At 69.1% G+C, this 26,681-nt stretch carries 29 protein-coding genes and 1 tRNA gene; 19 read left to right on the top strand and 11 right to left on the bottom strand.

The window, feature by feature from the left end; genetic code table 11:
* The coding region (locus C3486_RS10160; protein ID WP_146074982.1) for a helix-turn-helix domain-containing protein at positions 1–161 on the bottom strand (161 nt) is incomplete at its 3' end.
* Between the two features lie 211 nt (positions 162–372).
* Between C3486_RS10160 and map the strand changes: the two genes are divergently transcribed.
* Both map and C3486_RS10150 read left to right on the top strand, forming a co-directional pair.
* Positions 373–1,140, top strand: a complete 768-nt coding sequence (map, locus tag C3486_RS10155) for a type I methionyl aminopeptidase (protein WP_103832281.1) — start codon at positions 373–375, stop codon at positions 1,138–1,140.
* Between the two features lie 544 nt (positions 1,141–1,684).
* The gene (locus tag C3486_RS10150; protein ID WP_103832280.1) at positions 1,685–2,182 is read left to right on the top strand and encodes a hypothetical protein; all 498 of its coding nucleotides are present in this window, start codon (positions 1,685–1,687) and stop codon (positions 2,180–2,182) included.
* Positions 2,183–2,319: 137 nt separating this feature from the next.
* Here the strand turns inward: C3486_RS10150 and C3486_RS10145 are convergent, their stop codons facing one another.
* From C3486_RS10145 to C3486_RS10130, 4 genes are all read right to left on the bottom strand, one after another.
* The gene (locus C3486_RS10145) at positions 2,320–2,940 is read right to left on the bottom strand and encodes a pentapeptide repeat-containing protein (RefSeq protein ID WP_181138509.1); all 621 of its coding nucleotides are present in this window, start codon (positions 2,938–2,940) and stop codon (positions 2,320–2,322) included.
* Positions 2,941–3,190: 250 nt separating this feature from the next.
* Entirely contained in the window at positions 3,191–4,267 is a 1,077-nt protein-coding gene (locus C3486_RS10140; RefSeq protein WP_258052692.1) for an aminopeptidase P family protein, read from the bottom strand.
* Positions 4,268–4,559: 292 nt separating this feature from the next.
* Positions 4,560–6,188 (bottom strand): ABC transporter permease, encoded by a 1,629-nt coding sequence (locus C3486_RS10135; RefSeq protein ID WP_181138508.1) that lies wholly within the window; start codon positions 6,186–6,188, stop codon positions 4,560–4,562.
* Positions 6,188–7,249, bottom strand: coding sequence for a nucleoside hydrolase (locus C3486_RS10130; RefSeq protein ID WP_103832277.1), 1,062 nt, complete (start codon positions 7,247–7,249; stop codon positions 6,188–6,190). The genes C3486_RS10135 and C3486_RS10130 overlap by 1 nt, the downstream gene beginning before the upstream one ends.
* Positions 7,250–7,895: 646 nt before the next feature.
* On the opposite strand from C3486_RS10130, the gene C3486_RS10125 reads away from it, so the two are divergent.
* Complete coding sequence (locus C3486_RS10125) at positions 7,896–8,492, top strand: hypothetical protein (RefSeq protein ID WP_103832276.1); 597 nt, start codon at positions 7,896–7,898, stop codon at positions 8,490–8,492.
* Between the two features lie 131 nt (positions 8,493–8,623).
* A complete protein-coding gene (locus C3486_RS36915) occupies positions 8,624–9,610 on the top strand; it encodes a hypothetical protein (RefSeq protein ID WP_146074981.1) in 987 nt (328 codons plus the stop codon).
* A gap of 935 nt (positions 9,611–10,545) precedes the next feature.
* Here C3486_RS36915 and C3486_RS10120 read toward each other — a convergent pair.
* The 4 genes from C3486_RS10120 to C3486_RS10105 form a co-directional block, all read right to left on the bottom strand.
* Positions 10,546–10,977, bottom strand: coding sequence for an NUDIX hydrolase (locus C3486_RS10120; protein ID WP_103832275.1), 432 nt, complete (start codon positions 10,975–10,977; stop codon positions 10,546–10,548).
* A gap of 4 nt (positions 10,978–10,981) precedes the next feature.
* Complete coding sequence (locus tag C3486_RS10115) at positions 10,982–11,467, bottom strand: NUDIX hydrolase (RefSeq protein ID WP_103832274.1); 486 nt, start codon at positions 11,465–11,467, stop codon at positions 10,982–10,984.
* A 19-nt stretch (positions 11,468–11,486) separates the two neighbouring features.
* The gene (locus C3486_RS10110; protein ID WP_103832273.1) at positions 11,487–12,701 is read right to left on the bottom strand and encodes a helix-turn-helix domain-containing protein; all 1,215 of its coding nucleotides are present in this window, start codon (positions 12,699–12,701) and stop codon (positions 11,487–11,489) included.
* Positions 12,702–12,933: 232 nt separating this feature from the next.
* Positions 12,934–13,305, bottom strand: a complete 372-nt coding sequence (locus C3486_RS10105) for a GntR family transcriptional regulator (protein WP_103832272.1) — start codon at positions 13,303–13,305, stop codon at positions 12,934–12,936.
* Positions 13,306–13,453: 148 nt separating this feature from the next.
* Here C3486_RS10105 and C3486_RS10100 point away from each other — a divergent pair, with 148 nt between their 5' ends.
* The 11 genes from C3486_RS10100 (at position 13,454) to C3486_RS10050 (ending at position 20,376) form a co-directional block, all read left to right on the top strand.
* Complete coding sequence (locus tag C3486_RS10100; RefSeq protein ID WP_103832271.1) at positions 13,454–13,807, top strand: hypothetical protein; 354 nt, start codon at positions 13,454–13,456, stop codon at positions 13,805–13,807.
* A gap of 5 nt (positions 13,808–13,812) precedes the next feature.
* Entirely contained in the window at positions 13,813–15,174 is a 1,362-nt protein-coding gene (locus C3486_RS10095) for an FtsK/SpoIIIE domain-containing protein (RefSeq protein ID WP_103832270.1), read from the top strand.
* An 82-nt stretch (positions 15,175–15,256) separates the two neighbouring features.
* Positions 15,257–16,009 carry a DUF2637 domain-containing protein gene (locus C3486_RS10090; RefSeq protein ID WP_103832269.1) on the top strand — a complete coding sequence of 251 codons (753 nt, stop codon included), beginning with the start codon at positions 15,257–15,259 and terminating at the stop codon, positions 16,007–16,009.
* Positions 16,010–16,028: 19 nt separating this feature from the next.
* Complete coding sequence (locus C3486_RS10085; protein ID WP_103832268.1) at positions 16,029–16,220, top strand: mobile element transfer protein; 192 nt, start codon at positions 16,029–16,031, stop codon at positions 16,218–16,220.
* A gap of 19 nt (positions 16,221–16,239) precedes the next feature.
* Positions 16,240–16,434: a hypothetical protein gene (locus tag C3486_RS10080; protein WP_181138507.1), complete on the top strand. Its 195-nt coding sequence runs from the start codon at positions 16,240–16,242 to the stop codon at positions 16,432–16,434.
* Positions 16,435–16,452: 18 nt separating this feature from the next.
* On the top strand, positions 16,453–16,764 hold the full coding sequence (locus tag C3486_RS10075) for a SpdD protein (RefSeq protein WP_103832267.1): 312 nt from the start codon (positions 16,453–16,455) through the stop codon (positions 16,762–16,764).
* A gap of 89 nt (positions 16,765–16,853) precedes the next feature.
* A complete protein-coding gene (locus C3486_RS10070; RefSeq protein ID WP_103832266.1) occupies positions 16,854–17,405 on the top strand; it encodes a GGDEF domain-containing protein in 552 nt (183 codons plus the stop codon).
* 88 nt (positions 17,406–17,493) lie between these two features.
* On the top strand, positions 17,494–17,676 hold the full coding sequence (locus C3486_RS10065) for a hypothetical protein (RefSeq protein WP_103832265.1): 183 nt from the start codon (positions 17,494–17,496) through the stop codon (positions 17,674–17,676).
* A gap of 72 nt (positions 17,677–17,748) precedes the next feature.
* Positions 17,749–19,029 (top strand): replication initiator, encoded by a 1,281-nt coding sequence (locus C3486_RS10060; protein WP_103832293.1) that lies wholly within the window; start codon positions 17,749–17,751, stop codon positions 19,027–19,029.
* The gene (locus tag C3486_RS10055) at positions 19,019–19,201 is read left to right on the top strand and encodes a helix-turn-helix domain-containing protein (RefSeq protein ID WP_258052691.1); all 183 of its coding nucleotides are present in this window, start codon (positions 19,019–19,021) and stop codon (positions 19,199–19,201) included. Before C3486_RS10060 ends, C3486_RS10055 begins: the two co-directional genes overlap by 11 nt.
* Positions 19,201–20,376, top strand: coding sequence for a site-specific integrase (locus C3486_RS10050; RefSeq protein ID WP_103832263.1), 1,176 nt, complete (start codon positions 19,201–19,203; stop codon positions 20,374–20,376). The genes C3486_RS10055 and C3486_RS10050 overlap by 1 nt, the downstream gene beginning before the upstream one ends.
* Before the next feature lie 69 nt (positions 20,377–20,445).
* On the opposite strand, the gene C3486_RS10045 is transcribed toward C3486_RS10050, so the two are convergent.
* Positions 20,446–20,519: transfer RNA gene (locus C3486_RS10045), tRNA-Thr, on the bottom strand.
* A gap of 205 nt (positions 20,520–20,724) precedes the next feature.
* Between C3486_RS10045 and C3486_RS10040 the strand changes: the two genes are divergently transcribed.
* The 4 genes from C3486_RS10040 (at position 20,725) to C3486_RS10030 (ending at position 24,448) form a co-directional block, all read left to right on the top strand.
* Positions 20,725–21,861 carry an ABC transporter ATP-binding protein gene (locus C3486_RS10040; protein WP_103832262.1) on the top strand — a complete coding sequence of 379 codons (1,137 nt, stop codon included), beginning with the start codon at positions 20,725–20,727 and terminating at the stop codon, positions 21,859–21,861.
* Between the two features lie 18 nt (positions 21,862–21,879).
* On the top strand, positions 21,880–22,023 hold the full coding sequence (locus C3486_RS37205) for a hypothetical protein (protein WP_181138506.1): 144 nt from the start codon (positions 21,880–21,882) through the stop codon (positions 22,021–22,023).
* A gap of 315 nt (positions 22,024–22,338) precedes the next feature.
* Complete coding sequence (locus C3486_RS10035) at positions 22,339–22,758, top strand: hypothetical protein (protein ID WP_103832261.1); 420 nt, start codon at positions 22,339–22,341, stop codon at positions 22,756–22,758.
* A gap of 958 nt (positions 22,759–23,716) precedes the next feature.
* Positions 23,717–24,448 (top strand): nucleotidyltransferase family protein, encoded by a 732-nt coding sequence (locus C3486_RS10030; protein WP_103832260.1) that lies wholly within the window; start codon positions 23,717–23,719, stop codon positions 24,446–24,448.
* A 284-nt stretch (positions 24,449–24,732) separates the two neighbouring features.
* Here the strand turns inward: C3486_RS10030 and C3486_RS10025 are convergent, their stop codons facing one another.
* On the bottom strand, positions 24,733–26,553 hold the full coding sequence (locus tag C3486_RS10025; protein ID WP_103832259.1) for a DoxX family protein: 1,821 nt from the start codon (positions 26,551–26,553) through the stop codon (positions 24,733–24,735).
* Between the last annotated feature and the right edge of the window lie 128 nt (positions 26,554–26,681).

Here is a 26,681-nt window from a genome sequence, read left to right as displayed (position 1 = left end):
GTCGGCGCCCGCCCCGTTTCGACCTTGCGCAACGTCTCGGCGGAGACCCCGGCGGCCGCCGCGACCTCGACCATGCTGCGGTCACCGCGTGCCGCGCGGAGCAGTGCCCCCAGCCGCTCGCCGCGCTCGCGTTCCCAGGGAGTGAGAGGTGTACGGACCATGCCGTGATACTAATACCGGTAAACAAATACCGGTATAAAAATTGGCGGACAGGCGGTCGGCGGTCCCTGGGCAGGCCCCTGGGCCGACGGCCGGAGACCCCCGGTCGGCACTCGGAGGCCCCATCCCGACCGCACGCCGGCCGGCCCACGCCCGTGGCCACGGGCCGCCCCGCCCCCGCCCTCACCCGCTCACGAAGGAGCCGACACCGACATGGTCGAGATCAAGACCGACACCGCCCTCGACGCCATGCGTCCCGCCGGCCGCGTCGTCGCCGACATCCTCACGGCCGTACGTACCGCCGCCACCCCCGGCACCCGGCTGACCGAACTGGACGACGTCGCCCGCTCCGTACTCCGCGAAGCAGGCGCGACCTCCCCCTTCCTCCACTACCGCCCGTCCTTCGCCCCCACCCCCTTCCCCGCCACCCTGTGCACCTCCGTCAACGACGCGATCGTGCACGGCATCCCGAACACGTACCGGCTGCGCGACGGCGACCTCCTCAGCATCGACTGCGGCGCGCTGGTGGACGGCTGGGCGGGCGACGCGGCGATCACCATCGCCGTCGGCACGCCGAGCCCGGAGGACCAGCGGCTGATGGACGCCACCCGGCGGGCGCTGGAGGCCGGAATCGCGGCCGCCGTCGTCGGCGCTCGGATAGGCGACATCTCCCACGCCATCGGCAGCATCGGCCGCGCCGCCGGCTACGGCATCCCGGCGGACTTCGGCGGCCATGGCATCGGCCGCCACATGCACGAGGACCCGTCAGTACCGAACGAAGGCCGCCCCGGCCGCGGCTTCGTACTCCGTCACGGCCTGGTCCTCGCCATCGAGCCGATGTTCCTGTCCGGCGGGAGCGACGCCTACTACGCGGCAGCCGACGGTTGGACCCTGTGCACGACGGACGGCAGCCGCGCCGCCCACTTCGAACACACCATCGCCATCACCCACGACGGCCCCCGCATCCTGACCCAGCACTGACTCACTCCGTCTGACCAGCACCTTCCCCCTCCTCTGGCACCAGCGGTACCGACCTCCCCAGCCATGCCCGGCTTCCTCAGCCGTACCGGCCTCCCCACCCAACCCCCATTCGCCCCCAGCACCGCTCCGGCACCCAACCGCCGCCCCCGGTCGGCACCTGCCCCCGCTCCCCGATCTCGGGCCACGGCCCCCGGCACCGGCCTCCGCCCCAGGCCCGGCACTGCCCCGCCCCCGGTCGGCAACGTCAGCCCGGCCGTCCCACCCATGGCCCTGCCGCTCTCGGGCGCTCTCGAGCCCCGGCTGCCCCCCTTTCCGGGTGCGCAGGCCGTCCCCTCCGTACGGGCGCCCTGGGGGGGCGGCCCGCACCCAACCGCCAACCACAACCACCCACTCACAGCCCCCCAGTCCAGAACGGAAACGCCCGCCCACCCCAGGTGCCCCCTCGAGTGGTCCTCTCGGGTGGTCCCCTCGGGTGGTCCCCCGGCGATCCGCCGAGCGATCACCCGCGAGCGATCACCTCAACCGGCATGCGACCATCACCTACGTGATCGACCTCGGCTACTCGCTCTCCCGGCGCTTCCCGGACCCCCCGCAGACGGACTACCGCACCGCGGACACCCATGCGCTGCGCCACGACCTGTTCTGCGGCGACGTCTACCTCGCCGACACCAAGTCGGACCGGGAGATCTCCACGGCCTGGGGCTGGGTGCCGGTACTGGACTTCGCCTGGGCCCTCTGCGACATCGTCGAGCAGCTCGACCGCGACCCGCACGGCAGCCGCGCCGCCCGCCCGCAATACGCCGAGCTGGACTTCACCGAGTCGTCCGACCGGATGCTGTTCGAGCGCCGGTTCGGCTGGGTGGACGTCACCGCCGACTGGATGCCGGTCGACGAGCCCCCGCTCAGCTTCAACCACGCCGCGCTGCGCCGCGAGGCCCGCGACTTCCTGCACGACTTGATCGCCGACCTCACGGACATGCACGACGGGCTGGCCGACAACCCCCTCGTATGGGACCTCCAGGCCCGCTTCCCCCGCGTCTGATCAACCCCCGACCGTCCAACTCCCCCACTCCCCCGTTCCTGTTCCCCCGCCGCGGCCCCTACTCCCGCCCTTGCTCCCCGCGAGCCCCCCGTGCCTGAGCCGCCGCCCGACGCCCCGGCGAGCCCCCCCCCACTCCGCTACTCCACCGTCACCCCCACCTGAGCCGCGAAGGCCGGCGCCAGGTCCATCAGCTGTGACGGGCTGATCACCGCGCCCGCGAGCCGGTCGACGCCCCGAGCGATGCCCAACGACGCGGCACCCCGCAGATCGACGTCCCGCATCCGCACCTCGCTGAAATCCGTACGCGTCAGGGTGCAGCCGTCGAACGTCACGCGCTCCAGCTCGGCCCCGCCGAAGTCCGCCTCCACCAGCACGCACTCCTCGAACGCCACGTCCCGCAGCTTCGCCTTCCGCAGGTTCAGGAAGTCGATCTTCCCGCCGCGCACCACGACCCGCTCCAGCACCGCACCGTGCAGCTGCGTACCTCCGAGCCGCGCGTCCCGCACCTCAACGTCGCGCAGCGACACCCCCGACAGGTCCGTGCCGACCCCCCGTACGCCGTCCAGCACGCTGTCGATGAAGCGCGCCCGGCTCAGCACCGTCTCGTCCCACGCGCACCGCCGCACCGCACAGTCCAGGAACCGGGCGCCCCGCGCCGACTGTCCCCCGAAGTCCGCGTCGGCGAACTCCAGCCCGTCGTAGTCCCCCTCCGGCTCCCACTCCCCTCCCTCGTACGCCGTCAGCTCGGGCAGCCGCACCTCCGGCCGCCGTACTGCTCGCCTCGTCCGTCCGGCATTGGCGCCACGCGCGGCCACCGACCACCACCGTTCTCCGCGCCGTTCAGCCTCCGCGCGGCTCCGTCTCCGCTCCCGTCCGAACCATCGTGCACCCCACCACTGACAATCCCCCCGACCAGCGAACCGACCTGCGAAAACGCCTCCACCCACCCCGCAACCCCCGGCCTGCCCTGCCCGGCAGCAGGAGGCTTCCCCGGGAGCCGAGGAGGCCCTACCCCACAATCCCCATCTCCCGAGCCGTGTTGTTCAGCCGGCGCCCGCCCGTCTCCGTGCACGTCACGATGTCCTCGATCCGCACCCCGAACCGCCCCGGCAGGTAGATCCCCGGCTCGATCGAGAAGCACATCCCCGGTACGAGCGGCAGGTGTTCCCCCTCGACCATGTACGGCGGTTCGTGCGTCGTCACACCGATGCCGTGCCCGACCCGGTGGATGAAGTACTCGCCGTACCCCGCCGCCTTGATCACCTTCCGGGCCACCCGGTCGATGTCCTGGCACGCGGCCCCCGGCCGCACCGCCTCGAACGCCGCCTGCTGCGCCTCCCGCACGATGTCGTGCACCTTCCGCTCCTCCGCGGTCGGTTCCCCCACGTGCACGGTGCGCGTCGTGTCCGACCCGTACCCGTCCTTCAGGCCCCCGAAGTCCAGTACGACCATGTCGCCGTCCTCGATGACACGGTCGCCGGCCTCGTGATGCGGGTCGGCCCCGTTCGGCCCGGAGCCCACCACCGTGAAGTCCACCTGGCTGTGCCCGTGTTCGCGCAGCAGTCGTGCGAGGTCCGCCGCCACGTCGCACTCCCGGCGCCCGGCGAACGGCACGCCCAGGATCTCCTCGTACGTGGCGTCCGCCGCCGCACCCGCCGCCGCCAGGCACTCCACCTCGTACGCGTCCTTGACCGCGCGCATCATCGGCAGCGCCTCGGTCAGCGAGGAGTACGCGCTGCCGGGCAGCGTCCGCTGCAGCCCGAGCAGATGCATGGCCCACGCGGAATCGGAAATGCCGTACCGCCGGTCCGGCTCCAGCATTTCCGCCAGCACCGCGTACGGGTCCTCGCCGTCCCGCCACCCCACGATCTCCGTCGCGCCGGCCCCGGCCGCATGCTGCGCGTCGGCCCGCTCCAGTACGGGCACCAGCAGCCGCGGCCGCCGGTCGACGGCCACGACCAGGGCGGTCAGCCGCTCGGTGACGGCAGTCGGCTGGTACCCGGTGAGCCACACCAGGTCGGGCCCCGGCGTAACGATCAGCCCGGCCAACCCCGCATCCGCCGCCGCCCGCCCGGCCCGCACCATCCGCCGCTCATAATCCGCACGCGAAAGCCCGCCAGCGCGCCCGGCACCCCGGCCCCCCACACCCGCACCGTCCGTCATCCCCGAACCCCGCCCTTCCGCAGTCCCCTCAAAGGTCGCCATACCGCGAACCTACGCCGCAACCGCTCCGATTGCCCTCGATCAACACCGCCAACACTGTGAACACCGAGATGCCGCGGTCGGCCGACGCCGGCACACGGTCACGGACGACACCGGATGGGCTGGCTCACGCCCTCCAGCCCATCACCTCAGCTGACCCATCACCCACCCCGGCTCAGCGCTTCGGCCCACCGTTGTTCCCACTGTTCCGATCGCTTCCGCCGTGTCCATCGCGCCCGCCATGTCCGCCGGTTCCGCCGGGTCCGCCCCGTCCGCCGGTTCCGCCGGTTGGGCCGTTGCCACCCGATGAGGCCCTACCGGGCTGACGTGGTACCCGCCGCGGCACAACGCCCGGGTTTTTGTCGGCCCGTGACGTCGAGGCACTTTGCGGACCATTCGAGGAATTCTGCGCACCCGGCGCAGGATTTCTGGTGGACTTCCCCCTGAGGTGCAGGCTCGCGAACTCGGCCACCGACGTCCCCGCAACCGCGCCGCCGGCTCCCCGCGAATGGGAGACGGCCGATGCGGCCACTACCGCGCGCAAATGCTCCTGCGGCGTCTTCCTGCTCCCGGGCGTCGGCGTGACCGCGTCCCGGAGGAACTGCTTCTTCTCGGCCGGCTCCGTCAGCTCCCCGAACCGTTTCCACAACGGCTCGGCCTCCCGCTGGTTCACGCCCGCCCGTTGCAGTGCCTTGTCGAGGTCTTTGATGATGTTCTTGTCGGCGCGCCGGACGAAGCTGTCCAGGACAGGTGCGAGCCTGGCATCGGTCCGGCCGTCCCGGGACACCCAGGACCGCACCTGATCGGTGAATTTTTCGCGCGCCTGGCGTAATGCGCCTTTCCAGTCATGGCCCGCGTCCCGGTTCCGAGCCGCTTCCAGCGCGCTGTCGTACACGGCGAGTACGGCAGCCGCTTTGACCGCCTCGCGCACCTTCGGATCACGGTACTGGTCCGCGATGACCACCGGGTTGATGCCCGCCAGCGGCTGCTGCTCCAACTGCTGTGGTAATTGCCGAGGTCCCTGTGCGGTGACGCTCAGCGGACTGCCCATCGGCCCGTGCAGCGTTTCCTCGATGACGCCGAGCGCGTCCTGGTTCCCAAAGGTCTGTGACCGCTGCTCCGGCAGGTACGACTGCGGAAGCCCGTGCCAGACGGCGTCCGGTTCCTGATGGAACACGTAACCCTTCTTGGCCGCCGGGTGCGGGTCGTCCGGGGAGAGCGCCAGAAATGCGTAACGGCCCTGGATCTCCGTCTGCGGGTAAGCAGCAGTCATCAGTTCCTGGACCGTACCCTTGAAACTGGTGTCGACCAGAACGACCGAACTGCCGGGCCGCCCCATCGGTACTCCCGAAACACGGAGATAGTCCGTGAGGTACCGATAAGAACCGTCGACGTCCGCCGGATTCACTTTGTTGCGGGCACCGCGAAACGGCTCGGCCTCCGGAAAACTCGCGCCGATGTTCTTCTCCAGGTCCTGGAGTGCCGCATCGACCACGGCTCTGGACACCACCACCTCACGGCAGTGCCGGTCGAAGAATTCCGGATCAAGCCCGCGCACGGCCGCGGCCAGGCTGTGTCCGTCCCGGCCTAGGAAGGCAATCACCCTGTCGGGGTTCTGCCGTACGTCCGCCCGTAAATCGTCGAGCATCTCCGCGGCGACGGACACCATGAACGGACCGCTGTGCTCACGGAAGACCTCGTACGCCTCCTCCGCCGCCCGGCGCTGGTCGGGGTCCGTGAGCCCGTAAGCCGTATGGATGTCGGCCACATGGCCGTACAGTTCATCGACGGGACGCGCCGCCATCAGGCGCCCGCTTCCGACGGTTCCCAAGCCGGGTCGAGCCGCTGGGAGAGCCACCGCATGAAAGCGGGGTAATGGGCGGACAGGCTCAGCCAGACCGGCACGCCGGTGTCGGCGCGGGTGGTCCGCCCGATGCCGTCCAGCGCCACCGGCATCTTGTCGAAGTCGACGAAGGGCAGTTGGAGCGCGGCCGACAGGGTCAGCGCGTCGTGCTGGATGGTCCCCGGGTGGAAGCGTGCGAACCACTGCCGCATGTGCGCCACCAGCAGGCCTGCCCAGGCCGGCGCCCCGGGCGCGGCCAGCGCTCCGTACACCGGGTGTTCGGCCGTGACCTCCATCTCCGAGGTGAATGTGACCTCGGACGTGACGAAGTACGGCGTCGGCAGCAGGCCGGTGCCCACCGCCTCGAAGACCTTGTGCACGGACGGGACGTCCAGTCGGAAGTTGTGCTCGGCGCGGCTGGGGTCCCGGTAGTTCAGGGCCCCGCCCATCTGGGTCACGTGGAGCCGGGGAGCCAGCTCGGGAGCGGCCTCCAGAACCAGCGCGAGGTTACTGAGCGGGCCCATGCCGACCCACTGGACTGGGCCCGGAACCGCCGCACACACGGCCCGCACCGCCGCCACGACGTCGGCCGGCTGGCGAGGGAGTTCGTCGGGCACCAGACCGTCCGCGCAGTAGTACCGGGTGTCACCGAGCGAGACACCCGATGCGACCGCCACGTCCGTACGACCGGTCAGATCCAGCAGGTACCTCGCGAACCTCGCCCTCTCGCCATACCCCACGGCCGGCCCGGTCTCGTCACTGGTGAGCACCAGAGCCAGCCGCGGCAGGGAACGGGCCGCCGCCACGACCGCCAGGGCGTCGTCCGCATCGCCACCGATGTCCGTGTCGATGATCACCGGCGCCGAGCGAAGGTCCTCCGGCCAGTTCCCGGTGGCCCGCATACGAGCGCTCAGCGCAGCGAGACCCGACCCCGGTACGGCCTCCCCGGCCTCGACAATGGCACGCCACTCGGCACGCATGTCCTCCCTGGAAACCGCCTCTTCCTCACGGCTCTCCCCCATCGCCCTACCTTCTCTCGGCTCGCCAACCCCTACCCCCGCCCCGAACCGACGAGCGAAGGAACCAGCAGTCTAAAAACCCAGGCCCCCACCACCCGGCCACACCAGAAAACTCACCCCTGCCGATAAGCGCCCCCACCCGAGCCCCACCACCCGGCCAACACCGCGGCAACTCACGCGGACCAGCGCAGCCGCGGAGCCAACGCCGTGAACGTGCGCGAGCCCGAGCGCCCACTAACCGCTCCCCGGCCCCCGGCACACGAGACCCGCTGATGGCTTCCCCAAGGCACAAGCCGGACCGACCCACCAGCCGACATACGAAACGCCCCGGACCAACCACGGCCCGGGGCGTTTCCGCTGTTCAGCGCTCTGAGCTCCCTGTCGGATTCGAACCGACGACCTTCGCTTTCCAAGTTCGATCAAGGCCCGCTGCCCTGAGACTCACCCACGCTCGGTCCGACCGCGCTAGGTCAGTGGTGGGTCCAACCGACCGTCCCTGTTGATGTCGACAGTAGATGTCGTCATCTCTGTGCTTCTGCCGCTTCAGCTGCGCCCTCGGTGCGCCCTTGCCTACCTCGCAAGGGTCACGCACGGTTTGACTCGATGCTGCTGGGCGCTCCGGCGCCATGTGGGGGAGGAGCGTTCTGTCGTGCGATCTGTAAGTCAGTGGGCCCAGAACACCTTCGGTGATGTGGCCGGCAACTTGGTCGACATCATCCCTGCCTGCCTGGCACGGGCCCACGACAGGGCTCGCAATGGCCAGGAAGGCGTGCACACACAGACGCTAGAGGCGTACGGTCATGGTCTGCACGCAGTTCAGTATGAGGAGTTAGCCACCGGCCTTGCCCCCTACGGAGACTCTTTACGTCTGCAGGGGCGGACGATCATGCTTGTTCGCAACCATCTCGTCTACCCAATCCGCTATGCGAAGCAGAACGTCCCCGTCACGGCCGCACGCCTCAGGCGTGCGAGGGGCTTCCGAGCGGATCTCATTCGCCGCCATGGGCCAGAGCCGATGCAGCAATCGTTCGACCTCGGTTTGGATGAGCTCGACGACACCGAGCTTTCCCCTGACCTCGGACTCATCCCCGCAGGGGTTCGTCTCGTTCTCATCGCTTACGCCTGCTCGATGGAGCGAGGCGTAGTGAGAGTCGAGTGGGGCTCTGCAGAGCTCCGCCGGGAGGATCGCTTCCTCATCTGGCACCACCACGAAGCCCTAGTCGATGCGGGCAAGACCGACTCTTAACCTGCCAATCACTCTCAGGGCCTGCCGGAGGAGCGACTCCCCGTGTCGACTCGGTCACTGAGTCGCCCGATCCGGTTGACGAACCATCACATGCACTCGCCATACTGATCCTCTGCATGTGACAGATGCACATGACCAACGCGCGCTGGGGGGCCGAGTTGAGCGGACAGCGGAAAAAGACCGTCGCCTTCTATGAGGTCGTCCGAGCGAAAGATGCCGGCCACCTCCGCTTTGACCGTCTTGACTGGGGGTTTGTACTAGACAACCTCGGCGCCCTGACGGTGCATGAGCGGCACATGAGACACGATGATGATGTGTACATCGGCGAGCCCATTAACTCTTCGCAAGGTAAGCACTTAGTGCTAGCTCGCCTCCGCGACGGCGACTTGCAGCAAATCGATTACGAAGCTCAAAAAATCGACTCGTTGGAGCTTGACGGGAACAGAAGCGTTGTCGACACGACAATCGTCTGCTTCCTGCCCTACGGGAACGTAATCGGAGTAATCCAGGGTAGCGCTTCCGCGCCAAGGCCGACAGCTCTACAACGATGGCTGAATGCAATGCGCTCAGGCATCGAAGAAGACCTGGCAATTATCCCTCTGATAGGGAAGAACGCCTGGGATAAATTGAAGGAGGCCGACTCGGTCAATCTTTTCGAGATGCGCCTCCGCCCTGCCGCGACATCAATCTTCCCTACATCCGTCGAAGGGCTAGGGGACTTCGCTCGGCACGCTCACAAGCAGAACCCAGATGCGCTAATCACGCTGTCGATAAAGATCCCCAAGGGACGAGGGCTATCCCGCAGCGCTGCGAGAGCAAGAGGCGAACGCCGTCTACACGCAAGCGTCCATGAATTCCTCTCTGAATTCGGAAGCCTAGTTGGCCCCCATGGCGTTATCGACCGGGCAATTGCCGAAGTAATGCTGTCCGCATCCGATGGCAGCATCGTCGAAGACAAAATCAACTTCGTCAACGACCACATCACAGCCTCCAAGCAAGTGACGCTACCTCGCGGCGGCGGGGCGGGCCCGTGGTACGAGGCAGCAGTGCAGGCCGTGATGCAGGCAGCTATGGAGCACGAACGCGACCTGAGAGCTGCTGTCAGTGCCATGCCCTAGGCTCCAACTGAGCCTGAAGGGGGTGCGCCATGGGCGCGATACGCAGTGCACGGGGCTACGTTTACAACAGGTGGAGTCACCACCCCGCCGTCGACTTCGCCTTGACTGCCCTGTCAGTAGGCGCATTAGCTTTGGCGCAAGGTCATCACATCCTAGCCAATCACGATGCCGATCAGCGCATGAACATCTATGCAACGGTCGCGTCAGTGGCAGCGATCGTTGGCGGATTCGGGACAGCAGCAATCAGCCAGTACGCAACTAGCTCCGGTCAGCGAATGACGGTTCTGCGTCAGATGTTTGGCGTCCACCTTCGACGCAACTGGGTCGGCCTACTGACTTCGATGCTTCTGGTCTCATTCGGCTGCCTTGCTGTCATGATGTCGGACACGAGGAAGGAAATCGGCCTGGGTGGCTGGATCACGGAATATCTAATATTTTTTGGAGCTATAAGATCCCTCCGTTTGGTGTGGCTTTTCAGGCTTCTAATCGACGTGTCGGATCATGATGCAGGTAATCCAATAGGCGATTCCACCGTAAGAGTAAATCGGGTAAACCGTTAGTTGCGGGCCGCAGGCGATCTGAAAGGTCGGCGGAGCGGCTTTGGGCTGGAGCTGCTTTGGGGCGAGTGATCATGGCCCCGTAAGCTTGCGGCGCGTCGGGCAGTCTGTGGACCTGCCCGGTAAAGCACGACGTTGGGGCCATGATCGTAGAGGCTCGCCCCAAAGTGGCTGCCTAAAGCCGTGGAGCCGACCGCCCCAGCCACAGCCGGCCTCGTATGAACCTCATGGGAACGGTGCTCGCACTGTCTCGTGTGCGCAGGCGGGCGGACCGCCGGGCTGGAGCGGGGCGGAGACAGGAGCGCAGGTCCGGCGGGGAGCCGGGCCGCGCGCGGCGAGCGGAGCGAGCCGCCTTGAACCCGTAGAGAAGGTTTTTACTCACTCGGCCGCGATGAGCTTTTGGCCATCGTGGGTGCGGACATACGGGCCATCGGCGCTGAGGGCATCCAGGACTCGGATCGCGAAGGTCGCGTTCATGCGCTCGCGGGCCTCATCAGGGGTCAGCCACGAGACGGCTTGGGACTCGGCAGATGTCTGTTCGCTGCCGCCGACTGGGCTGCAACGGAAGACCAGGGACACGACTCCGCGCGCCATGTTCTTGTAGACGCCGGTCAGTTGTTCGACTTGGACCAGGAGACCGGTCTCCTCCTGGACCTCGCGGCGGGTGCCGGCCTGCGGGCTCTCGTCGAGTTCCAGTACTCCGCCCGGTGGTTCCCAGGTGCCGTTGTCTGCGCGTTGGATCGCCAGGATGCGGCCGTCTTCCCGTACGACTACTCCGGCGACGGATACCGAGTGCCGTGGGGTGGTCATTGCGCTACGCGGCCTGGGAAGCAGGAGCCTCTCCGTGCTCCAAGTAGACAGGCGCCGCCTGGTCCCGGGCGTCCATGGCTGCCTCGATGCGTCGGGCGAGCCGCGGGATCGTGCGTCCGGCTACGTCGCTGCGGGCCAGGAACTCATACGACAGAAGCTCTTCGGGCTGAAGAACGATGTGGGGCAGCAGGTCAGTCGGGAGCTGGCCGCCGTCGAAGAGGTAAAGGACCTTGTCGCCTTCCTTGGCGTTGGGCGCCCAGTCGACGGCCAGAAGCCGACCGATCGGCGGCGTGATGCCCAGCTCCTCGCGTACCTCGCGGACGCACGCCTGCAAGGGGGATTCACCGGTCTCGACGTAGCCGCCCGGGATCTCCCAGTAGTCCTTGTACGACGGCTCCACCATGAGGACCCGCCCGGCGGCGTCAAAGAAGAGCGCACCCGCCGCCATACGGGGGTGCGCCATCTTCGCTTCGTGCTCGTTCGCAGCCATGCCGCCGAGCCTACATACGTCACACGACGTGCAGCCGCTTCGCCAGCTCGGCCATGGGCCGACTGGGGCGGCCCCGCTGGTTACGGACCCAGGAGAGCACCAGCTCGCGTGCCAGGTAGTGACTGCGGACCTGCTCGGGCGCCCAGCTCTCCGCTTCCAGCACCATCGCCAGGGCCTCATCGATCCGGTTGTGCGAGCTGAGCGCGCGGGCGACTTCGAGGTTGTGACGGGTCCGGCGTTCGGTCGGCAGATTGCTGGTGTCGACCTGGGGTCCGAGATCGAGGGCTACCTGAATGTCGCCGAGTTCGCCGGCCGTCGCGACGCGGTGAATGGCCACGTTGGTCGGACCGAACGCGGTCCACATGTGGTTGGCGTCTCGTCCGAGCTGCCGCGCGGCCTGGTCGGCTTCGGCGAGGAACGAACGGACCATGTCGCGGTCCTCGGCTCGCGCCGCGGCCATGGAGCCTGCCAGGAAGAGCGTCCCGTAGACGGAGAGGAAGTCGGGACTTGCTGTGACCAGACCGGGCCGGAGGTAGTCCGATGCATCGCTGACCAGCTGTACCGCGGCGTCGAAGCGGCCGGTCGAGAGCAGGCAGTGCGCCACTGAGCGGAAGAGGGAGCCGGTCACCACGGCGTCGCCGGACTGCTGAGCTGCTGTGAGGCCCCGGTCCGCGGCGATCCATGCGAGATCCGCTTCGCCGAGCTTGGTGAGGACCATTGCGGCGCCCTGGTACGTCATGGCGGTGAGCGCATGGGCACGCTCGCGCTCCTGGCCCTCGTACGCCTGCCCGGCGATCAGCGCATCGGTCAGCAGGAGCGGAAGGCGCCGGGTCGCCAGGCCGTATCGGGAGTCCTGGTAGGCGTCCCAGACTTCGGCGACGTTGCGCCGCAGCTCGTCCAGCGCGGGCGGTTCGCCTTCGGTCGGGAGGCCGAAGAGCGGGGTGAGCTGGCGGTAGTTCATCAGGGCTGAGCGCAGTGCCGGCACCGTGTTGGTTCCGCTGTCGGGGGTCCACTCCATGAGCGTGGGCTCTGCGATGAGGTCGCCCAGGGAGACGTCCAGGGCGTCGGCCAGGGACTTGATGACCGAGAGGCGGTCCAGTTCGATGCGGCCGTTCTCGGCCTTGCTGAGCCAGTCGACCGTCCGGCCGACCAGTCCGGCCAGCACTTCCTGGGACAGTCCGCGCCTCCGGCGGTACCACGCGACACGTTCGCCGATCGTCAGATTCGTCGTCATTCCTCGCATGGGAAGAGCGTCCCTCTGCTTCCTCTGCGGACCCCGGAGAGATTTTCCGGGGTCTCACTCTGGCTGAGACCTACCGTCGTTGACACCCCAAGGGGTTGGCGAACCGAGTACGACGTAGGGGGCCAGGTGGCACTGTCACCGGACGAGCGATGGGAACTGATGAAGCGGATCGAGCTGGTGGGCCGGGAGGTGCAAGAGGTCGCCCGACGGGCCGATGCGCTGGCTAGGAGCCTGCGGTCTGGCGACGGACTACCTCTTCAAGAGCGTCCATGCGCCGAGCGAGGTCGCGGACGTCACGAAGGACCTGGTCGAGATGCTCGGTGATCTGCTCGTACTCGGAGCTGGGACGCCGCTGCGCGCCCTCTTCGAGATTGGCGACGAAGCTGCCCTTGCCCTGGTGGGAGACGGCGAATCCGTCTTCACGCAGGCGGGAGATCGCCTGACGGGCGACGGTGCGCGACACGGAGTGCTCCCGCATCAGCTCCGCCTCGGACGGGAGCTTGTCGCCCGGCGCCCGCTCGCCTGCCCGGATCTCGGCTTTGATCCGGTTGGCGATCTGCATGTACGCCGGCAGCTGTCCAGTGAACTCGGCCATAACCCCTCTTCGCGGTTGTCGTACCAAGTGCAGCACAACTGACTGACACGAGTCGAGAAGCCACTTGACTTACTTGGCATGACAAGTGCACTCTCGTTATCGAACCTGACGTACTAAGTACGTCAACTTCTTCGACCCAGGAGTCTGCATGTCTTCGTTCAAGATCGACCTTTCGACCGCCGTCGTGTTCGTCGCCGTCGAGCCGAAGCACAAGGTGATCAACCGGGAGACCGGTGAGGTCGCCATCGACCGGGAGACGGGCGCGAAGATGGTGACCATCGGCCTGACCGTCGCGGACGAGGGCGAGGCCAACCTCTACACGGTGAGCGTGCCTGAGACGGGCATCCAGAGCGGACTGGTTCCGGGGATGCCGGTGGCCGTGACCGGGCTCCGCGCACGGGACTGGGAGAACACCTTCAACGGTGAGAAGCGGTTCGGCATCGCCTTCCGGACCGTGGCCATCACTCCGCTGAACCCGGTCGCCGCCGGCGCGGAGAGCTGACCGCCATGTCGGAGACGCTGATCGTCCTGCTGGTCGTGGTGACCGCCGCGCAGATCCTTCGGTGGCGGAACCGGGCCTGGTACTGGCTGATCTTCGGTGCCGCCTTCGCCCTGGTCCGAGTCCTCGTCCGGTACCGGTCGGTCATGGAGGCGTGCGGGCTGACCGTTCCGCCCGCACGTTGGCGTCTGACGCTGGCCCGTGTCACCCGGCGTGAGGTTCCCGGCGACCGGGCTCCACGCCTCCTCCGGATACGAGCGACCCGAACCGGCCTGGTCCTCCGGCTGAAGATGCGGCCGGGGCAGGACGCCTTCGACTTCGCGGCCTCGGCTGACCGGTTGCGGCACTCCTTCGCGATGCACGGTGTGGTCTCGCGTGAAGTCCGTTCCGGTGTGGTGGAACTGAGCATGACCGGTTACGACGTGCTGAAGCGGGTCCAGATGCCCGCTCGCGTGAACCGCGAAGGTCTGCGAGTACCGGTGGCGCTTCGGGATGACGGTTCGGTGCACTACCGCGACTACCGGCAGGTTCCGCACTCGCTGAACCTCGGCGCCACGCACTCGGGGAAGTCGGTCTACCAGCGCCGCCTGGTCACCGAGCTGGCCCCGTTGGACGTGGCCCTGGTCGGCATCGACTGCAAGGAAGGCGTCGAGCTGGCACCACTGGCGCGACGGTTCTCCGCGCTCGCCGACAACGCCGATGATGCGGCCGAGCTGCTGGATGCCTTGGTGGTGAGGATGGCCAACACCTACAGGATCATCCGCCGCGAGCAGCGCATCAGTGCGGATGTGCCGGACGCGGAAATCACCGCCGACATCTGGGGCCTGCCGGAAGACCTGCGGCCGGTGCCCGTCGTCCTCCTGGTCGACGAGGTGGCCGAGCTGGCCCTGTTCACCACCAAGGAAGAGGAGAAGCGCCGAGACCGGATCATCACGTCACTCGTCCGTCTCACCCAGCTCGGCCGCGCTGCCGGCATCTACGTCGAGATCTGTGGTCAGCGGTTCGGTTCGGACCTGGGCAAGGGCATCACCATGCTGCGGGCCCAGTTGACCGGCCGCATCGCGCACCGGGTCAACGATGAGGCGTCGGCCAAGATGGCCTTTGGCGACATCTCCCCGGACGCCGTGCTGGCCGCCATCCAGATCCCCGAGGACATGCCCGGCATGGCCATCGCCGGTGACTCCTCCGGCGGCTGGGTCCGCACCCGGACGCCGTTCACCACGCTCCGCCAGGCCGTCAGCGCTTGTCACGCCCATGCGGACCGCACTCCCGAACTGCCCGAGCTCGCCGAGTTCCGTCCCGTTCTGCCGCCGCTGAGCACCGGCAAGGAAGCCGTCCCGGCTACCGGATCTGCTCCGGCTACAGCCTGATCTCTCCAGCTCCCACCGGTCGGCGCGACCGCTTCGCGCCGTGTCCCTACTCCCGCCATGCCTGAAATCGGAAGGAGGACCCGTGTCACGCTCGCTCCGGCCCGACGCCGTACTCGTGCAGGCCGTGATCGCCGGTGCTCTGTCCTTCGCCCATCTTCATGATCTCGCCGAAGCGGCCGGACAGGACGGGTGGAAAGCCTGGGCCTACCCGGTCTCGGTAGACCTGCTCCTGGTCGCCGCCTGGCACCGACTTCGCACCCTGCGCGCTTCGGGCGGCAACCGACAGGCCGCCTGGACATGGTTCGCCGTCGCCCTCTCTGCCTCGCTCGGCGCGAACGTCGCCACTGCCGGCCTCCTCGACCTCAGCGCGGTACCGGCCTGGCTGCGCATCCTCGTCGCCGGATGGCCCGCGCTGGCCTTCCTCGGCGGGACGCTCCTCGCCCACCAGCCGGCAAGCGAGACAGGTACAGCGGCTGATGCCTCGGCAGCGGTCGAGGTCGAACGGGCGAAAGCATCCGCGTCCGCTGCACCGGCTCCGGCCCCGTCTTCGTCTCCGGTCGAGCCGACTACCGCGCCGGCCCTCCCCACCGTCGAGCCGGAACCTGCTGCGAGCCCTGAGTCCGCCGAACCGGCCGAACCCGTCAAGGCCCCGTCTCCGGCACCCGCCCCTGCTCGCCCCGCTCCGACCGTCCCGGCCGCCCTGGTCGAGCACGCGCGGAAGGTCGCCGACGCACACCGCGACCGGACCGGCTCGCCCATCGACACCGACACCCTCCGCGCCCGGCTGGGCGTCCCGCCCGTACTCGCTGACCAGATCGCCGCACAGCTCACCTGACCCGAAAGGACGCAGACACGTGCCTGCTCGCGACTTCTTCCACTCGATCTCCCGCGTCGGCCCCGTCGAGATCGGCACCCACCGGGACCGCCTCGGCCGCACCCGCCACGCCGCCGTGTGCACCACCGACGGCTGCGGCTGGTCCTCGGACTACTCCAGCCGCTCCGCCGCCACCCTCGCCGCCCGTACGCACCGCTGCCGCGTCGCCTGACCTGCAAGGAGTCATCGCCATGACCGTGAACCTGCCACTGATCGTCCTGGTCGCCATCATCGGCTACTTCGGCATCAAGCTCATGCGCCCGCCGCTCTGGCTGGTCGTCCTGCTCCTCCTCGGCGGCTTCCTGCTCGCCGACAGCTTCATCGCCCCGGCTATCGAGGGCGCCACCAAGACCGGCGTCGACGTGGTCAACACCACGACCAAGTAAGGGCCGAAGGGAGAAACGATGCTGCGCCCCAAGTACCCCATCTCCGACACCCAGCCGCTCACCACGCACACCGCGCCCACGCCTCTCGTCGTCACCTCGGCCGATCAGGCCGCTGCTGCCCCGCGTCCGGCGTCCAACGGGTTCGCCGAGGTCGTCCGCAGTAAGCCTGCCGTGGCGCTCGTCGGCGGTGCAGCCATCGCCCTCGTGGTCGGTGCGGTCGCCGTCTCCATGCTCCTCGCGGTCGCTCTCACCGCCCTCGCGCTGACCGTCAGCGCCGCCGTGCTGCTGCTCCTGGTCCGCATGGCCCGACAGGAGATCCGGCGCCGCTGACCGGTCCTGGCGGTGGCGCACAAGCCGCCAAGCACGCCGCCACCGCCAGGGCCGGACCACCTCCAACCGCTATCCCGAAGGGAAAGACCATGGACGTTCAAGCCCTTGCCACCGTCACGCCGTTACTGGGCTGGGCGATACACGGCAGCCTGCTCACACGCCGTCTGTCCTCCGCACGCCGCGACCCGCTCACCGGTCTCCACACCCGTGCCGGTTGGACGGTTCGCGCCGAACGTCTCATCCGCCGGCACCGCACCGCCGCCGTGCTCCTCGTCGACCTCGACCGATTCAAGGACCTCAACGACACCCACGGCCATGCCGCCGGGGACGCCGCGCTCGTCGAGGTCGCTGCCCGTCTCCGCGTCTGGTGCGACAGGAACGGCGTCGCCGGTCGGCTCGGTGGAGACGAGTTCGTAGTCGTCGTCCGCAACCTGTCCGCCGAAGACACGGCGGCCCTCACGGCCGACCTCCACCAGCCGCTGCCTTACCGCGGCACCTCACTGCCGCTGGCTGCCTCCGTCGGCGTCTGCCGCATGGCGGACCTGCCGATTCCCCGCCTGACCGATGCACTGAGCGCCGCCGACGCCGCGATGTACGCGGACAAGGGCCACGGTCGCCGCGGCTCCCAGATCTCTCGCTGACCAGCCGCCGGGTGGCGCACAAGCCGCCAAGCACGCCGCCACCCGGACGGCCAGCCCCTTCCAACCGCAATCGAAAGGAAGCCCCATCATGTCCCAGGCCGCCCCTGCCCGCACGCGCATCTGCGCCGACTGCGACGGCTTCCCGGTCGTGGCCATCGACACCGGCATGCGCCACCGCGATGGCACCCGGAAGACGTTCCCCGTCACGTGCCCCACTTGCCAGGGCACCGGCCGCGCCCCGGCTCCCGCCCTCGTCCGGGCCGCGAGGTGACCGGCCTTGCTCGACCTCACCCCGACTAAGCCGCCGGTCGGCGATCTCGCCTTCCTCGCCCGGCACGGGGACATGCCCGCCCTGGTCCGCCAGTTGCGCGGACTGGGCGGGTGCACCACCCCCATCCGGCTCGACGGCCACCGCACCGAGATTCACAGCGGCACTGGCGAAATCCTCCACGAACTGCACTCGGCCGATCTGCCCGCCGGCAACCTGCTGGTCCGCTGCAACAACCGTCGTGCCACTCGCTGTGCCTCCTGCGCCGAGATCTACCGCCGCGACACCTACCAGCTCATCACCGCCGGACTGCGCGGCGGCAAGGGCACCCCGGAGCGGGTCGCCACCCACCCACGCGTCTTCGCGACCTTCACCGCCCCCAGCTTCGGCCCCGTACACAACCGCCCGGCCTCCGGTCGCTGCCGCTGCGGCACCCGCCACGCCGAGGATGCGCCCGAGCTGGGCACTCCCCTCGACCCGGACACGTACGACTACGAAGCCGCCGTCCTGTGGAATGCGCATGCCTCGAAGATCTGGGCCCGTTTCTCCATCTACCTGCGCCGCGAGGTCGCCAAGCGCGCGGGTCTGAGCCAACGGGCCTTCCGTCACCATGCCCGCGTCTCCTTCGCCAAGGTCGCCGAGTACCAGAAGCGCGGCGCGATCCACTTCCATGCGGTGATCCGGATCGATGGCCCGGAAGGTGGCGACTCCCCGCCTCCGGCCTGGGCCACCGCCGAGCTGCTGGCCGACGCGATACGCGCCGCCGGCACCGCCGCCGAGGTGCCCGGTCCGGTCATCGACGGTCGCGCGTACGACTTCGCGTTCGGCCGCCAGCTCGACATCCGCGCCATCCGGTCCGCGGACTTCGACGGCCCCGCCGAACTGACAGATCGGGCCGTAGCCGCGTACGTCGCCAAGTACGCGACCAAGGGGGCCGAGATCGCGACAGGAACCCTCGACCGGCCGCTCAAGTTCCTGGCCGAACTCGCCCAGCTGGACATCAACGAGCATGCCCGGCAGCTGATCCGCACCGCCTGGCACCTCGGCGCCCGGCGCGAACTGGCGGACCTCCGTCTACGGGCCTGGGCCCACATGCTCGGCTTCCGCGGTCACTTCTCGACCAAGACCCGCCGCTACTCGACCACTCTCGGCGCCCTCCGGGAAGCCCGCGCCCAGTGGCGCCGCCTCCAGGCCGCCATGGCCCGCGGTGACGACGCGTACGGCCCGGATGAGGACACGACGCTCGTCCTCGCCCACTGGGTCTTCGCCGGGATCGGCCTCTCACGCGGCGAGGAATGGCTGGCCGCCGCCTTCACCCCTGATGACACGGAAGGAGAGAACACTCGTGCCCGATGACCAGCTGCTGACCGTCCCGGAGGTCATGGCCCTGCTCAAGCTCGGCCGCTCGACGGTCTACGACCTGATCCGCTCACATCGCCTGGTCTCCATCAAGGTGGGCCGTTGCCGGCGCATCCCCGCGACCTCCCTCCGCGCGTTCATCGCCGACCAGATTGCGGAGGCCGCCTGATGGCTCAGCAGCGCAAGCGGAACCCCAATGGGGCGGGCACCATCACCAAGCGGAAGGACGGCCGCTACCAGGCCGCCGTGTACGTCCTCCAGCCCGACGGCACTCGCGCTCGGAAGTTCGCCTACGGCAAGACCTGGGCCGAGTGCGACGAGAAGCGTCGTGACCTGCTCGACAAGGTCAGCAACGGCATTGCCGTACCGACTCGGTCGGCCAAGCTGGCCGAGTGGCTGCCGTACTGGCTGGAGAGCGTGATCAAGCCGAATCGGAAGCGGAGCACGTACAGCAAGTACGAGATGCACATTCGGCTGTACCTCGTGCCGCTGATCGGTAAGAAGCGGCTGGAAAGCCTTGGTCCTCGTGATGTCCGGGTGTTCCTCGCCGAGGTGTCACGGAAGTCATCGGCGGCGACGGCCAAGGAAGCTCATCGCGTGCTTCGTACGGCGCTCACGGCGGCCGTCAGGGAAGAACTGGTGACGCGGAACGTCGCTTCCCTCGTGGAAGCCCCGAAGGTCGTCAGTCGGGAGACGACTCCGTGGTCTCTGGACGAGACGCTGAGGTTCCTGGAGGAGGCTAGGAGTGACCCGCTGTACGCGGCCTTCGTGCTCGCCATCGCGATGGGGCTACGGCGCGGTGAGGTGCTGGGGCTGCGCTGGTCGGACGTCGACCTGGACGGACGGGTCATCCGGATAAGCAACCAGCTCCAGCGCATCGGCAAGGAGCTGTACCAGGACACGACCAAGACGGGGAAGGTACGGCCAGTACCGCTGCCGCTCATCTGCCTGGCTGCTCTGCGCTGGCATCGGCTTCGCCAGGCCGCCGAGGCGGAGAGGCGGGGTACGGCGCTGGACCCGGCCGGGCTCGTCTTCACCACTCGGTACGGTCGGCCGATCGAGCCGCGGAATCTGAACCGGTCCTTCACCCGGCTCACCGCGGCCGCCGGCCTCCGGCCCATCCGGCTGCACGACGCCCGGCATGGGTGCGCGACTCTGCTCACCGCGGCCGGCGTCGCACCGCGCGTTCTGATGGAGATCCTGGGGCACAGCCAGATCAGCATGACCATGGATGTCTACACGCACGTTGCGCAGGACACGCAGAGGGAAGCGATCAGTCACATGGACCGGTTGCTCAAGCGGCGGGTCTCCCCCCACCAGCCGCGAGAGATCTGCCCCGGCTGATGTCGACTGTAGATGTCAAGCGCCCCGGACCGATCTTGGTCCGGGGCGTTTCCGCTGTTCAGCGCTCTGAGCCCCCTGTCGGATTCGAACCGACGACCTTCGCTTTACAAGAGCGGTGCTCTGACCAGCTGAGCTAAGGAGGCGTGTCTGGTGAAGTGTACCCAGGGCTAGAGGTTACCTGGCGGGGGAATTTCGTGATGTCCGACCTACTGACACCGGGTGCCGGTACGGGTACCGTCCCTGGCAGTCCGTGTGCAGTGGACTACACCACCCGCACACCGGGCTGTCACATTCCTTCCTTTACTCGGATCGTCCGGCACGTTCCTGCCGGTGAAGGGACATATCGCCATGGCTACGGTCACCTATGACCAGGCAACCCGGATCTACCCGGGTTCCGACAAGCCCGCCGTCGATCAGCTCGACATCCAGATCGAGGACGGGGAGTTCCTCGTCCTGGTCGGGCCGTCCGGGTGCGGCAAGTCCACCTCCCTGCGGATGCTCGCGGGCCTGGAGGACGTCAACGCAGGCGCGATCCGCATCGGGGACCGCGACGTCACCCATCTGCCGCCCAAGGACCGGGACATCGCCATGGTGTTCCAGAACTACGCGCTCTACCCGCACATGACCGTCGCGGACAACATGGGCTTCGCGCTCAAGATCGCGGGCGTGAACAAGGCCGAGATCCGGCAGAAGGTCGAGGACGCGGCGAAGATCCTGGACCTGACCGAGTACCTCGGGCGCAAGCCCAAGGCGCTCTCCGGTGGTCAGCGGCAGCGTGTCGCGATGGGCCGCGCGATCGTGCGTGAGCCGCAGGTGTTCCTCATGGACGAGCCGCTGTCGAACCTCGACGCGAAGCTGCGCGTGCAGACGCGTACGCAGATCGCCGGCCTGCAGCGCCGCCTCGGGATCACGACCGTGTACGTCACGCACGACCAGGTCGAGGCCATGACGATGGGCGACCGGGTGGCCGTCCTCAAGGACGGGCTGCTGCAGCAGATCGACTCGCCGCGGAACATGTACGACCGGCCGGCGAACCTCTTCGTGGCCGGCTTCATCGGGTCGCCCGCCATGAACCTCGTGGAGGTTCCCATCACCGACGGCGGCGTGAAGTTCGGGAACAGCGTCGTGCCGGTCAGCCGGGAGGCGCTGAGCGCGGCCGCGGACAAGGGCGACCGTACGGTCACCGTCGGCGTCCGTCCCGAGCACTTCGACGTCGTCGAGCAGAACGGCGGTGCGGCGAAGACGCTGGCCAAGGAGTCCGCTGACGCGCCCGCCGGCCTGGCCATCACCGTGAACGTGGTCGAGGAGCTGGGCGCTGACGGGTACGTGTACGGCACGGCCGAGGTCGGCGGCGAGGTCAAGGACCTGGTCGTCCGCGTGAACGGGCGGCAGGTGCCGGAGAAGGGCGCCCGGCTGCACGTCGTGCCGCGGGCCGGTGAGACGCACGTCTTCTCGACGTCGACGGGTGAGCGGCTCAGCGATTGAGTCGGGGACGCTGCGCTGGTGACATCGGTGATCCCGGTGATGCTGGTGATGCCGGCGACATCGGTGTTGTCGGTGATCTCGGTGACCGAGTTGCTTACCTCGGTGGCTGAGTCGCTTACCTCGGTGGTGAGTGAGTCGGTGGCCCCGGTGGCAGGTGACTGATCACTGGTGCTGGAGTCACCAGTGGTGGAGATCGTGGACGGGCGGCCTTCCTTCGGGGAGGGCCGCCCGTCGGCGTTCAGGGGACCGTGGAGTGGAGTGAGTTGGGCGGCAGCTCATGGTCCGATCGGCCCTTCGGTTTGAGGTGAGGGGGTGGGTGGGGAGGTACGGGGCTTGCTCGTTGTCGACAAATACCCCGGCAGTTCCGCCATTTCGAGCAGCGTGCGTCAACATCATTTAGCACGCGACGGGCGAATTCGTCCCTCGACCGGGTGACTAAATGTCGCCAAATCATCACTGCTCGCTACCATCACGGACGTGAACTCCGCAGCCCGGCGTATCGGCCGAACTCTCGCTCTCGTACTGCCCGTCGTCCTCGTACTCTCCGGGACACTCGCCGTCACCCGCGTCCCGTGGGCATCACCGACCTCCGAGTCGCAGATGCTCACCGCGTCCTCCGGTACGGCGACCAGCCACCAGCCTCAGAACCGTGCCCCGCAGGACGTCCTGCGGGACCAGCTGCTGGCCGAACTCCAGGAGAAGGACCCGGGAACCGCCCTCACCCACCTCCAGGAGGCCACCACCAAGCGGCCGTCGCTGGCCAAGCACTGCGCGTCCATCGCCCGTGCGCTGGGCCGTGCCGCGGTTCAGAAGTACGGCGTCGCGCACCGCGCCCAGGCCTTCTCGCGGCCCGTCTGTGACACGTCGTTCGCGAGCGGGGTCGCCGCTGCGCAGTGACCGCTCGCCCCGTCGTGACGGAACGGCTCCGAAAACTGTGCACAGAGGTATGCGCTCAGGCACGCACACTTCTGTGCACAGACTTGTGTCCAGAGCTTGTGCCCAGAGACGGCAGATCTGTGCCCACGAGCGCAGGTGAGGCGGCCCGTCCCCGCCCATTACGGGTGAGGGAGGAAGTCGCCCAGGCCAGCGGGGGCTTGCCGGGTGGTGAGGTGACGGGTGCCCGGCGGCAGCGGTCAGTGCCCTTACGTGCTCGGATCGAGATCGTCGTTGGTGAAGGGGGCGGGAAAACGGGAGGCCCAAGCCGTCGACGGCCGGGTAGCGGCCGGGGCAGCGACCAGCGCCTCGGACGGTCCCGTGTGAACAGGACGGCCCCTCGCGAGCAGGACGGTCCCTCGCGAGCAGAACGGCCCCGCGCGAACAGCACGGCTCCTCGCCGACAGGACGGTCCCGCGCGGACAGGACGGTCCCTCGCGGACAGGACGGTCCCTCGCGAACGGCACGGCCCCTTTCGGCCCGCGCGGCCGGCACAGACAGCACAGCCAGCGCGGTCGGCACAGACAGCACAGACAGCACAGACAGCGCGGCCGGCACAGCCAGCGCGACCAGCGCGGCCGGCACGTCCAAGCGCAACGGCGCGGCCTGCACGGCGGCACGCGGGACGGCCCGTACGACAGGCCCGACAGCAGACCAGTACGACAGCAGGCCGGCCCGACAGCAGACCATTACGGCGGCAGAACGGCCCGACAGCAGGCCAGTACGACAGCAGGCCGACCCGACAGCAGGCCAGTACGGCAGCAGGGCCACCACGCCCCGCGCGACCGCCGGCCCGCACCATCCCCCCCTCGACGGCCACCACCGCCCCACGGCAGCCATAGCGCGCCCCCTACGGCCACCACACCCGCCCCGCGTTCCGCGCAACGCCCAGCCCGCGCCGTCAGCGCATAGGGTGCGGATCATGACAGGTGTCCCGTATCCGCATCCCACGCAGGCCGTGGTTCTGGCAGGTGGCCAGGGCTCGCGGCTCCGCCCGTACACCGACGACCGGCCCAAGCCGATGGTGGAGATCCCGGGCACCGGCACCCCGATCATCGGTCATCAGCTCGCCTGGCTGGCGGCGGAAGGCGTCACCGACGCGGTCGTCTCCTGCGGACATCTCGCCGAGGTACTCCAGGACTGGCTGGCGGAGGCCGAACTGCCGCTGCGGGTCACCACCGTTGTGGAGACCGAACCGCTGGGCCGCGGTGGCGGGCTGAAGTACGCCGCCGCCTCCCTCCCGCGTCCCGATCAGGCCTGGTACGCGACCAACGGGGACATCTGGACGCGCTTCTCCCTGCGTGAGATGGCGGACTTCCACCACGAACGCGGCGCGGAGGCCACGCTGGCGCTGGCCCGCCCGCGGATTCCGTGGGGCGCCGTCGAGACCGACCCGTTCGGGCACGTGCTGGACTTCATCGAGGCGCCGCCGTCGCCGTACCTGATCAATGCGGGCGTCTACGTCTTCTCGGCGGCCTTCACGGGGCTGCTGCCGGACCGCGGCGACCATGAGCGGACGACGTTCCCGCGGCTCGCACGCGAGCGCCGGCTGGCCGGTTTCCCGTTGCCGCAGGGGGCTTACTGGCGCGCGATCGACACGGCGAAGGACCTCACCGAGGCCGCGCGGGAACTCACTCGCTACGGCCACAAGTAGCAAGTAGGAGGCGGCGGGCCCGGGGCCAGGCGTCGCGGCCGCGAGAGCCCTTGTGGGCACTTAGGCCAGTCCCAGGCCGGGCCTGGGCCTCCAGAGGCCGCCAGGGCCTGCACGCGAGTCTTCCGGTGCTCCGCACGACGGACAGCTCCCCCCCCACACCACCGCCCCCTTCCCCGCCCAGTGGGCGAAGAAGGGGGCGGCAGGGACTCAGCGCTTGCCGTGTGGCGGGTACGCGGCGGGTCGTGGGCGGCCCGAGGGCCCGCCCGACGAGCCACCGTCGGGAATCACCCCAACAACCCGCCCAACGTCCCGCCTCCCGACGAGCCTCCCGAGGAGCCGCCGTCGGAGGAGCCGCCCGAGGAGGAGCCGCCGCCCGTGGTGCCGCCGCCGGTGCCGGCCGTGGTGGGCGGGGCCTGGGTGGCGGGGGCGGTGTCGGCGGGGGCCGACTGCTGGGGCGGGCCGCTCGTGGTCTGGCCCGGCTGGGCGCCCTGGGTGGCGCCGGCCGTCTCCCGGGCCGTGCCGGGCTGCGAGGCCGACGGGGTGGTGGGCGAGCCCGTGCCGCGGGAGGCGCCGGCGGTGGGCGAGGCGCTGCCCTGCGTGGTGCCGCCCGTACGGCCGCTCTGCGTACGGCCCGGGTCCTCGCGGTGGGTGTGCAGCGGGCGGCCCGGCAGGCTGTTGGTCGGCGGCTCGCCCGGCTTCGGGACGGTCGGGCCGGAGGCGGAACGTACGGCGCCGCCGAGGAGCGAGCCGACCAGCAGGGTCAGGCCGGCGACCACCGCGGTCATCACGGCGCCGCGGCGCAGCACCCGGCGCCGCAGGTCCCAGACCTCGACGCGGGGGCCGAGGTTGCGCCACGCCTCGCCGGCGAGCCGCGCGTCGAGGGAGTAGACGGGGGCGCCCGCGATGATCAGCGGGCTCCAGGCGGCGAGGTAGATGATGTCCGGCGCGTCGTACACCGGGACGTTGCGCCAGCTGACGGTCATCAGCAGGGCCGCCGAGAGCAGCGCGCCCAGGGAGGCGGCGACCCGCTGCCAGAGGCCGCAGACGGTGAGCACGCCGACGACGACCTGGAGGAAGGCGACGGTGAGGCCGGCGCCGACCGGGTGCGCGAGCGCGAAGTCGCGCAGCGGGGTGGCCAGCGCCCACGGGTGCAGCGACTCCAGCCACTTGACCATGGAGCCGCGCTCGCCGCCGTCGAAGTACACGGGGTCGCAGAGCTTGCCCATGCCGGCGTAGATGGTGATGAAGCCGAGGAAGACGCGCAGCGGGAGCAGCACGACGCCGAGGTTCATCCGGCGCCCCGGATAGAACGCCTGCTTGTCGCCGGCGAAGCGGCGGCCGCCGCCCTGGCGGGGCTCGAATTCGGCGTCGCTGTACGGGCCTTCGTCCCAGTCGGCGCCGGAACCGCCGTGCGGCCCGTCGGCGAGCCCGCCGGCCGCGCCACCGGACGAACCGGCGTACGCGCCGTTGCCCGAACCGGCGTACGAGCCGTCGGCTGCACCGGCGTAGGCACCGGCACAGGCGCCCGCGTGTGCCCCTTCGCGCCAGGTGCCGCCCGCGCCCGCCGTGACGTACGCCTCGTCCTCGGCACCGGCACCGGCGTACGTCCCGTCCGACCATGTGTCGTCCGCGGGGCGGGACTGCGGGAGCCGCGGGATCAGCTCGGTGTCGTCCGAGGCGCCACGGGGCCCGACCACGCCGGCCGACGGGGGCGGCGCGAAGGCGGCGGTCCCGTCGGGCCTGACCCGGGGCAGGACCTGGGTCGCGCCGGCGTCTTCGCTGCGACCACCCGCGTTGTTCCGCACGGCGTGCAGGAGTTGGGTGGTGGGCGCCGAGGTGTCGCCCGGCGTCGTACGGCCGCTCCAGACGACGGGCGCGCGCCGCCGGGCGGGGGCGGGCCCGGCACCGGACGCGGCGCCGGCCGTGGCACCCCGCGCGGCGCCCGCCGACACGGGGGCCGCGAGCTGCACGCGGAAACTGGCGTGATTGACGATGACCTGCGCGGGGTCGCACGGCACCTTGACCGAGCTCAGTACCGGCTCGTCATCGAAGCCCGGCGAGCGTCCCCCCGTAGGCCTGCGGGGTGTTCTGGTGTCCACGCTCATCTAACCGAGTGACCAGCGTTTAAGACACTGCCTTGACCGCGCCGATCTGTCCGAGACCCGTCAAAACTTCCCGGGTTGCACGGAGGGTGATGTTCTGCCCGGAGTTAGGGGCGAATGTATGGCCGGAG

Origin of the sequence: Streptomyces sp. Ru73 (assembly GCF_002920575.1) — a bacterium.
Lineage (GTDB): Bacteria > Actinomycetota > Actinomycetes > Streptomycetales > Streptomycetaceae > Streptomyces.
This window is presented reverse-complemented; position numbering and strand designations above follow the sequence as displayed.

Bases quoted from the DNA above. Each gene is read 5' to 3' on its own strand.
- C3486_RS10115 (WP_103832274.1), bottom strand. From the start codon at position 11,467: ATGGCTGCGAACGAGCACGAAGCGAAGATGGCGCACCCCCGTATGGCG.
- C3486_RS10120 (WP_103832275.1), bottom strand. From the start codon at position 10,977: ATGACCACCCCACGGCACTCGGTATCCGTCGCCGGAGTAGTCGTACGG.
- C3486_RS10050 (WP_103832263.1), top strand. From the start codon at position 19,201: ATGGCTCAGCAGCGCAAGCGGAACCCCAATGGGGCGGGCACCATCACC.
- C3486_RS36915 (WP_146074981.1), top strand. From the start codon at position 8,624: ATGACCAACGCGCGCTGGGGGGCCGAGTTGAGCGGACAGCGGAAAAAG.
- C3486_RS10095 (WP_103832270.1), top strand. From the start codon at position 13,813: ATGTCGGAGACGCTGATCGTCCTGCTGGTCGTGGTGACCGCCGCGCAG.
- C3486_RS10065 (WP_103832265.1), top strand. From the start codon at position 17,494: ATGTCCCAGGCCGCCCCTGCCCGCACGCGCATCTGCGCCGACTGCGAC.
- C3486_RS10040 (WP_103832262.1), top strand. From the start codon at position 20,725: ATGGCTACGGTCACCTATGACCAGGCAACCCGGATCTACCCGGGTTCC.
- C3486_RS10130 (WP_103832277.1), bottom strand. From the start codon at position 7,249: ATGGGGGAGAGCCGTGAGGAAGAGGCGGTTTCCAGGGAGGACATGCGT.
- C3486_RS10110 (WP_103832273.1), bottom strand. From the start codon at position 12,701: ATGACGACGAATCTGACGATCGGCGAACGTGTCGCGTGGTACCGCCGG.
- C3486_RS10140 (WP_258052692.1), bottom strand. From the start codon at position 4,267: ATGGTGCGGGCCGGGCGGGCGGCGGCGGATGCGGGGTTGGCCGGGCTG.
- C3486_RS10135 (WP_181138508.1), bottom strand. From the start codon at position 6,188: ATGGCGGCGCGTCCCGTCGATGAACTGTACGGCCATGTGGCCGACATC.
- C3486_RS10025 (WP_103832259.1), bottom strand. From the start codon at position 26,553: ATGAGCGTGGACACCAGAACACCCCGCAGGCCTACGGGGGGACGCTCG.
- C3486_RS10105 (WP_103832272.1), bottom strand. From the start codon at position 13,305: ATGGCCGAGTTCACTGGACAGCTGCCGGCGTACATGCAGATCGCCAAC.
- C3486_RS10060 (WP_103832293.1), top strand. From the start codon at position 17,749: ATGCCCGCCCTGGTCCGCCAGTTGCGCGGACTGGGCGGGTGCACCACC.
- C3486_RS10070 (WP_103832266.1), top strand. From the start codon at position 16,854: ATGGACGTTCAAGCCCTTGCCACCGTCACGCCGTTACTGGGCTGGGCG.
- C3486_RS10075 (WP_103832267.1), top strand. From the start codon at position 16,453: ATGCTGCGCCCCAAGTACCCCATCTCCGACACCCAGCCGCTCACCACG.
- C3486_RS10080 (WP_181138507.1), top strand. From the start codon at position 16,240: ATGACCGTGAACCTGCCACTGATCGTCCTGGTCGCCATCATCGGCTAC.
- C3486_RS10100 (WP_103832271.1), top strand. From the start codon at position 13,454: ATGTCTTCGTTCAAGATCGACCTTTCGACCGCCGTCGTGTTCGTCGCC.
- C3486_RS10030 (WP_103832260.1), top strand. From the start codon at position 23,717: ATGACAGGTGTCCCGTATCCGCATCCCACGCAGGCCGTGGTTCTGGCA.
- map (WP_103832281.1), top strand. From the start codon at position 373: ATGGTCGAGATCAAGACCGACACCGCCCTCGACGCCATGCGTCCCGCC.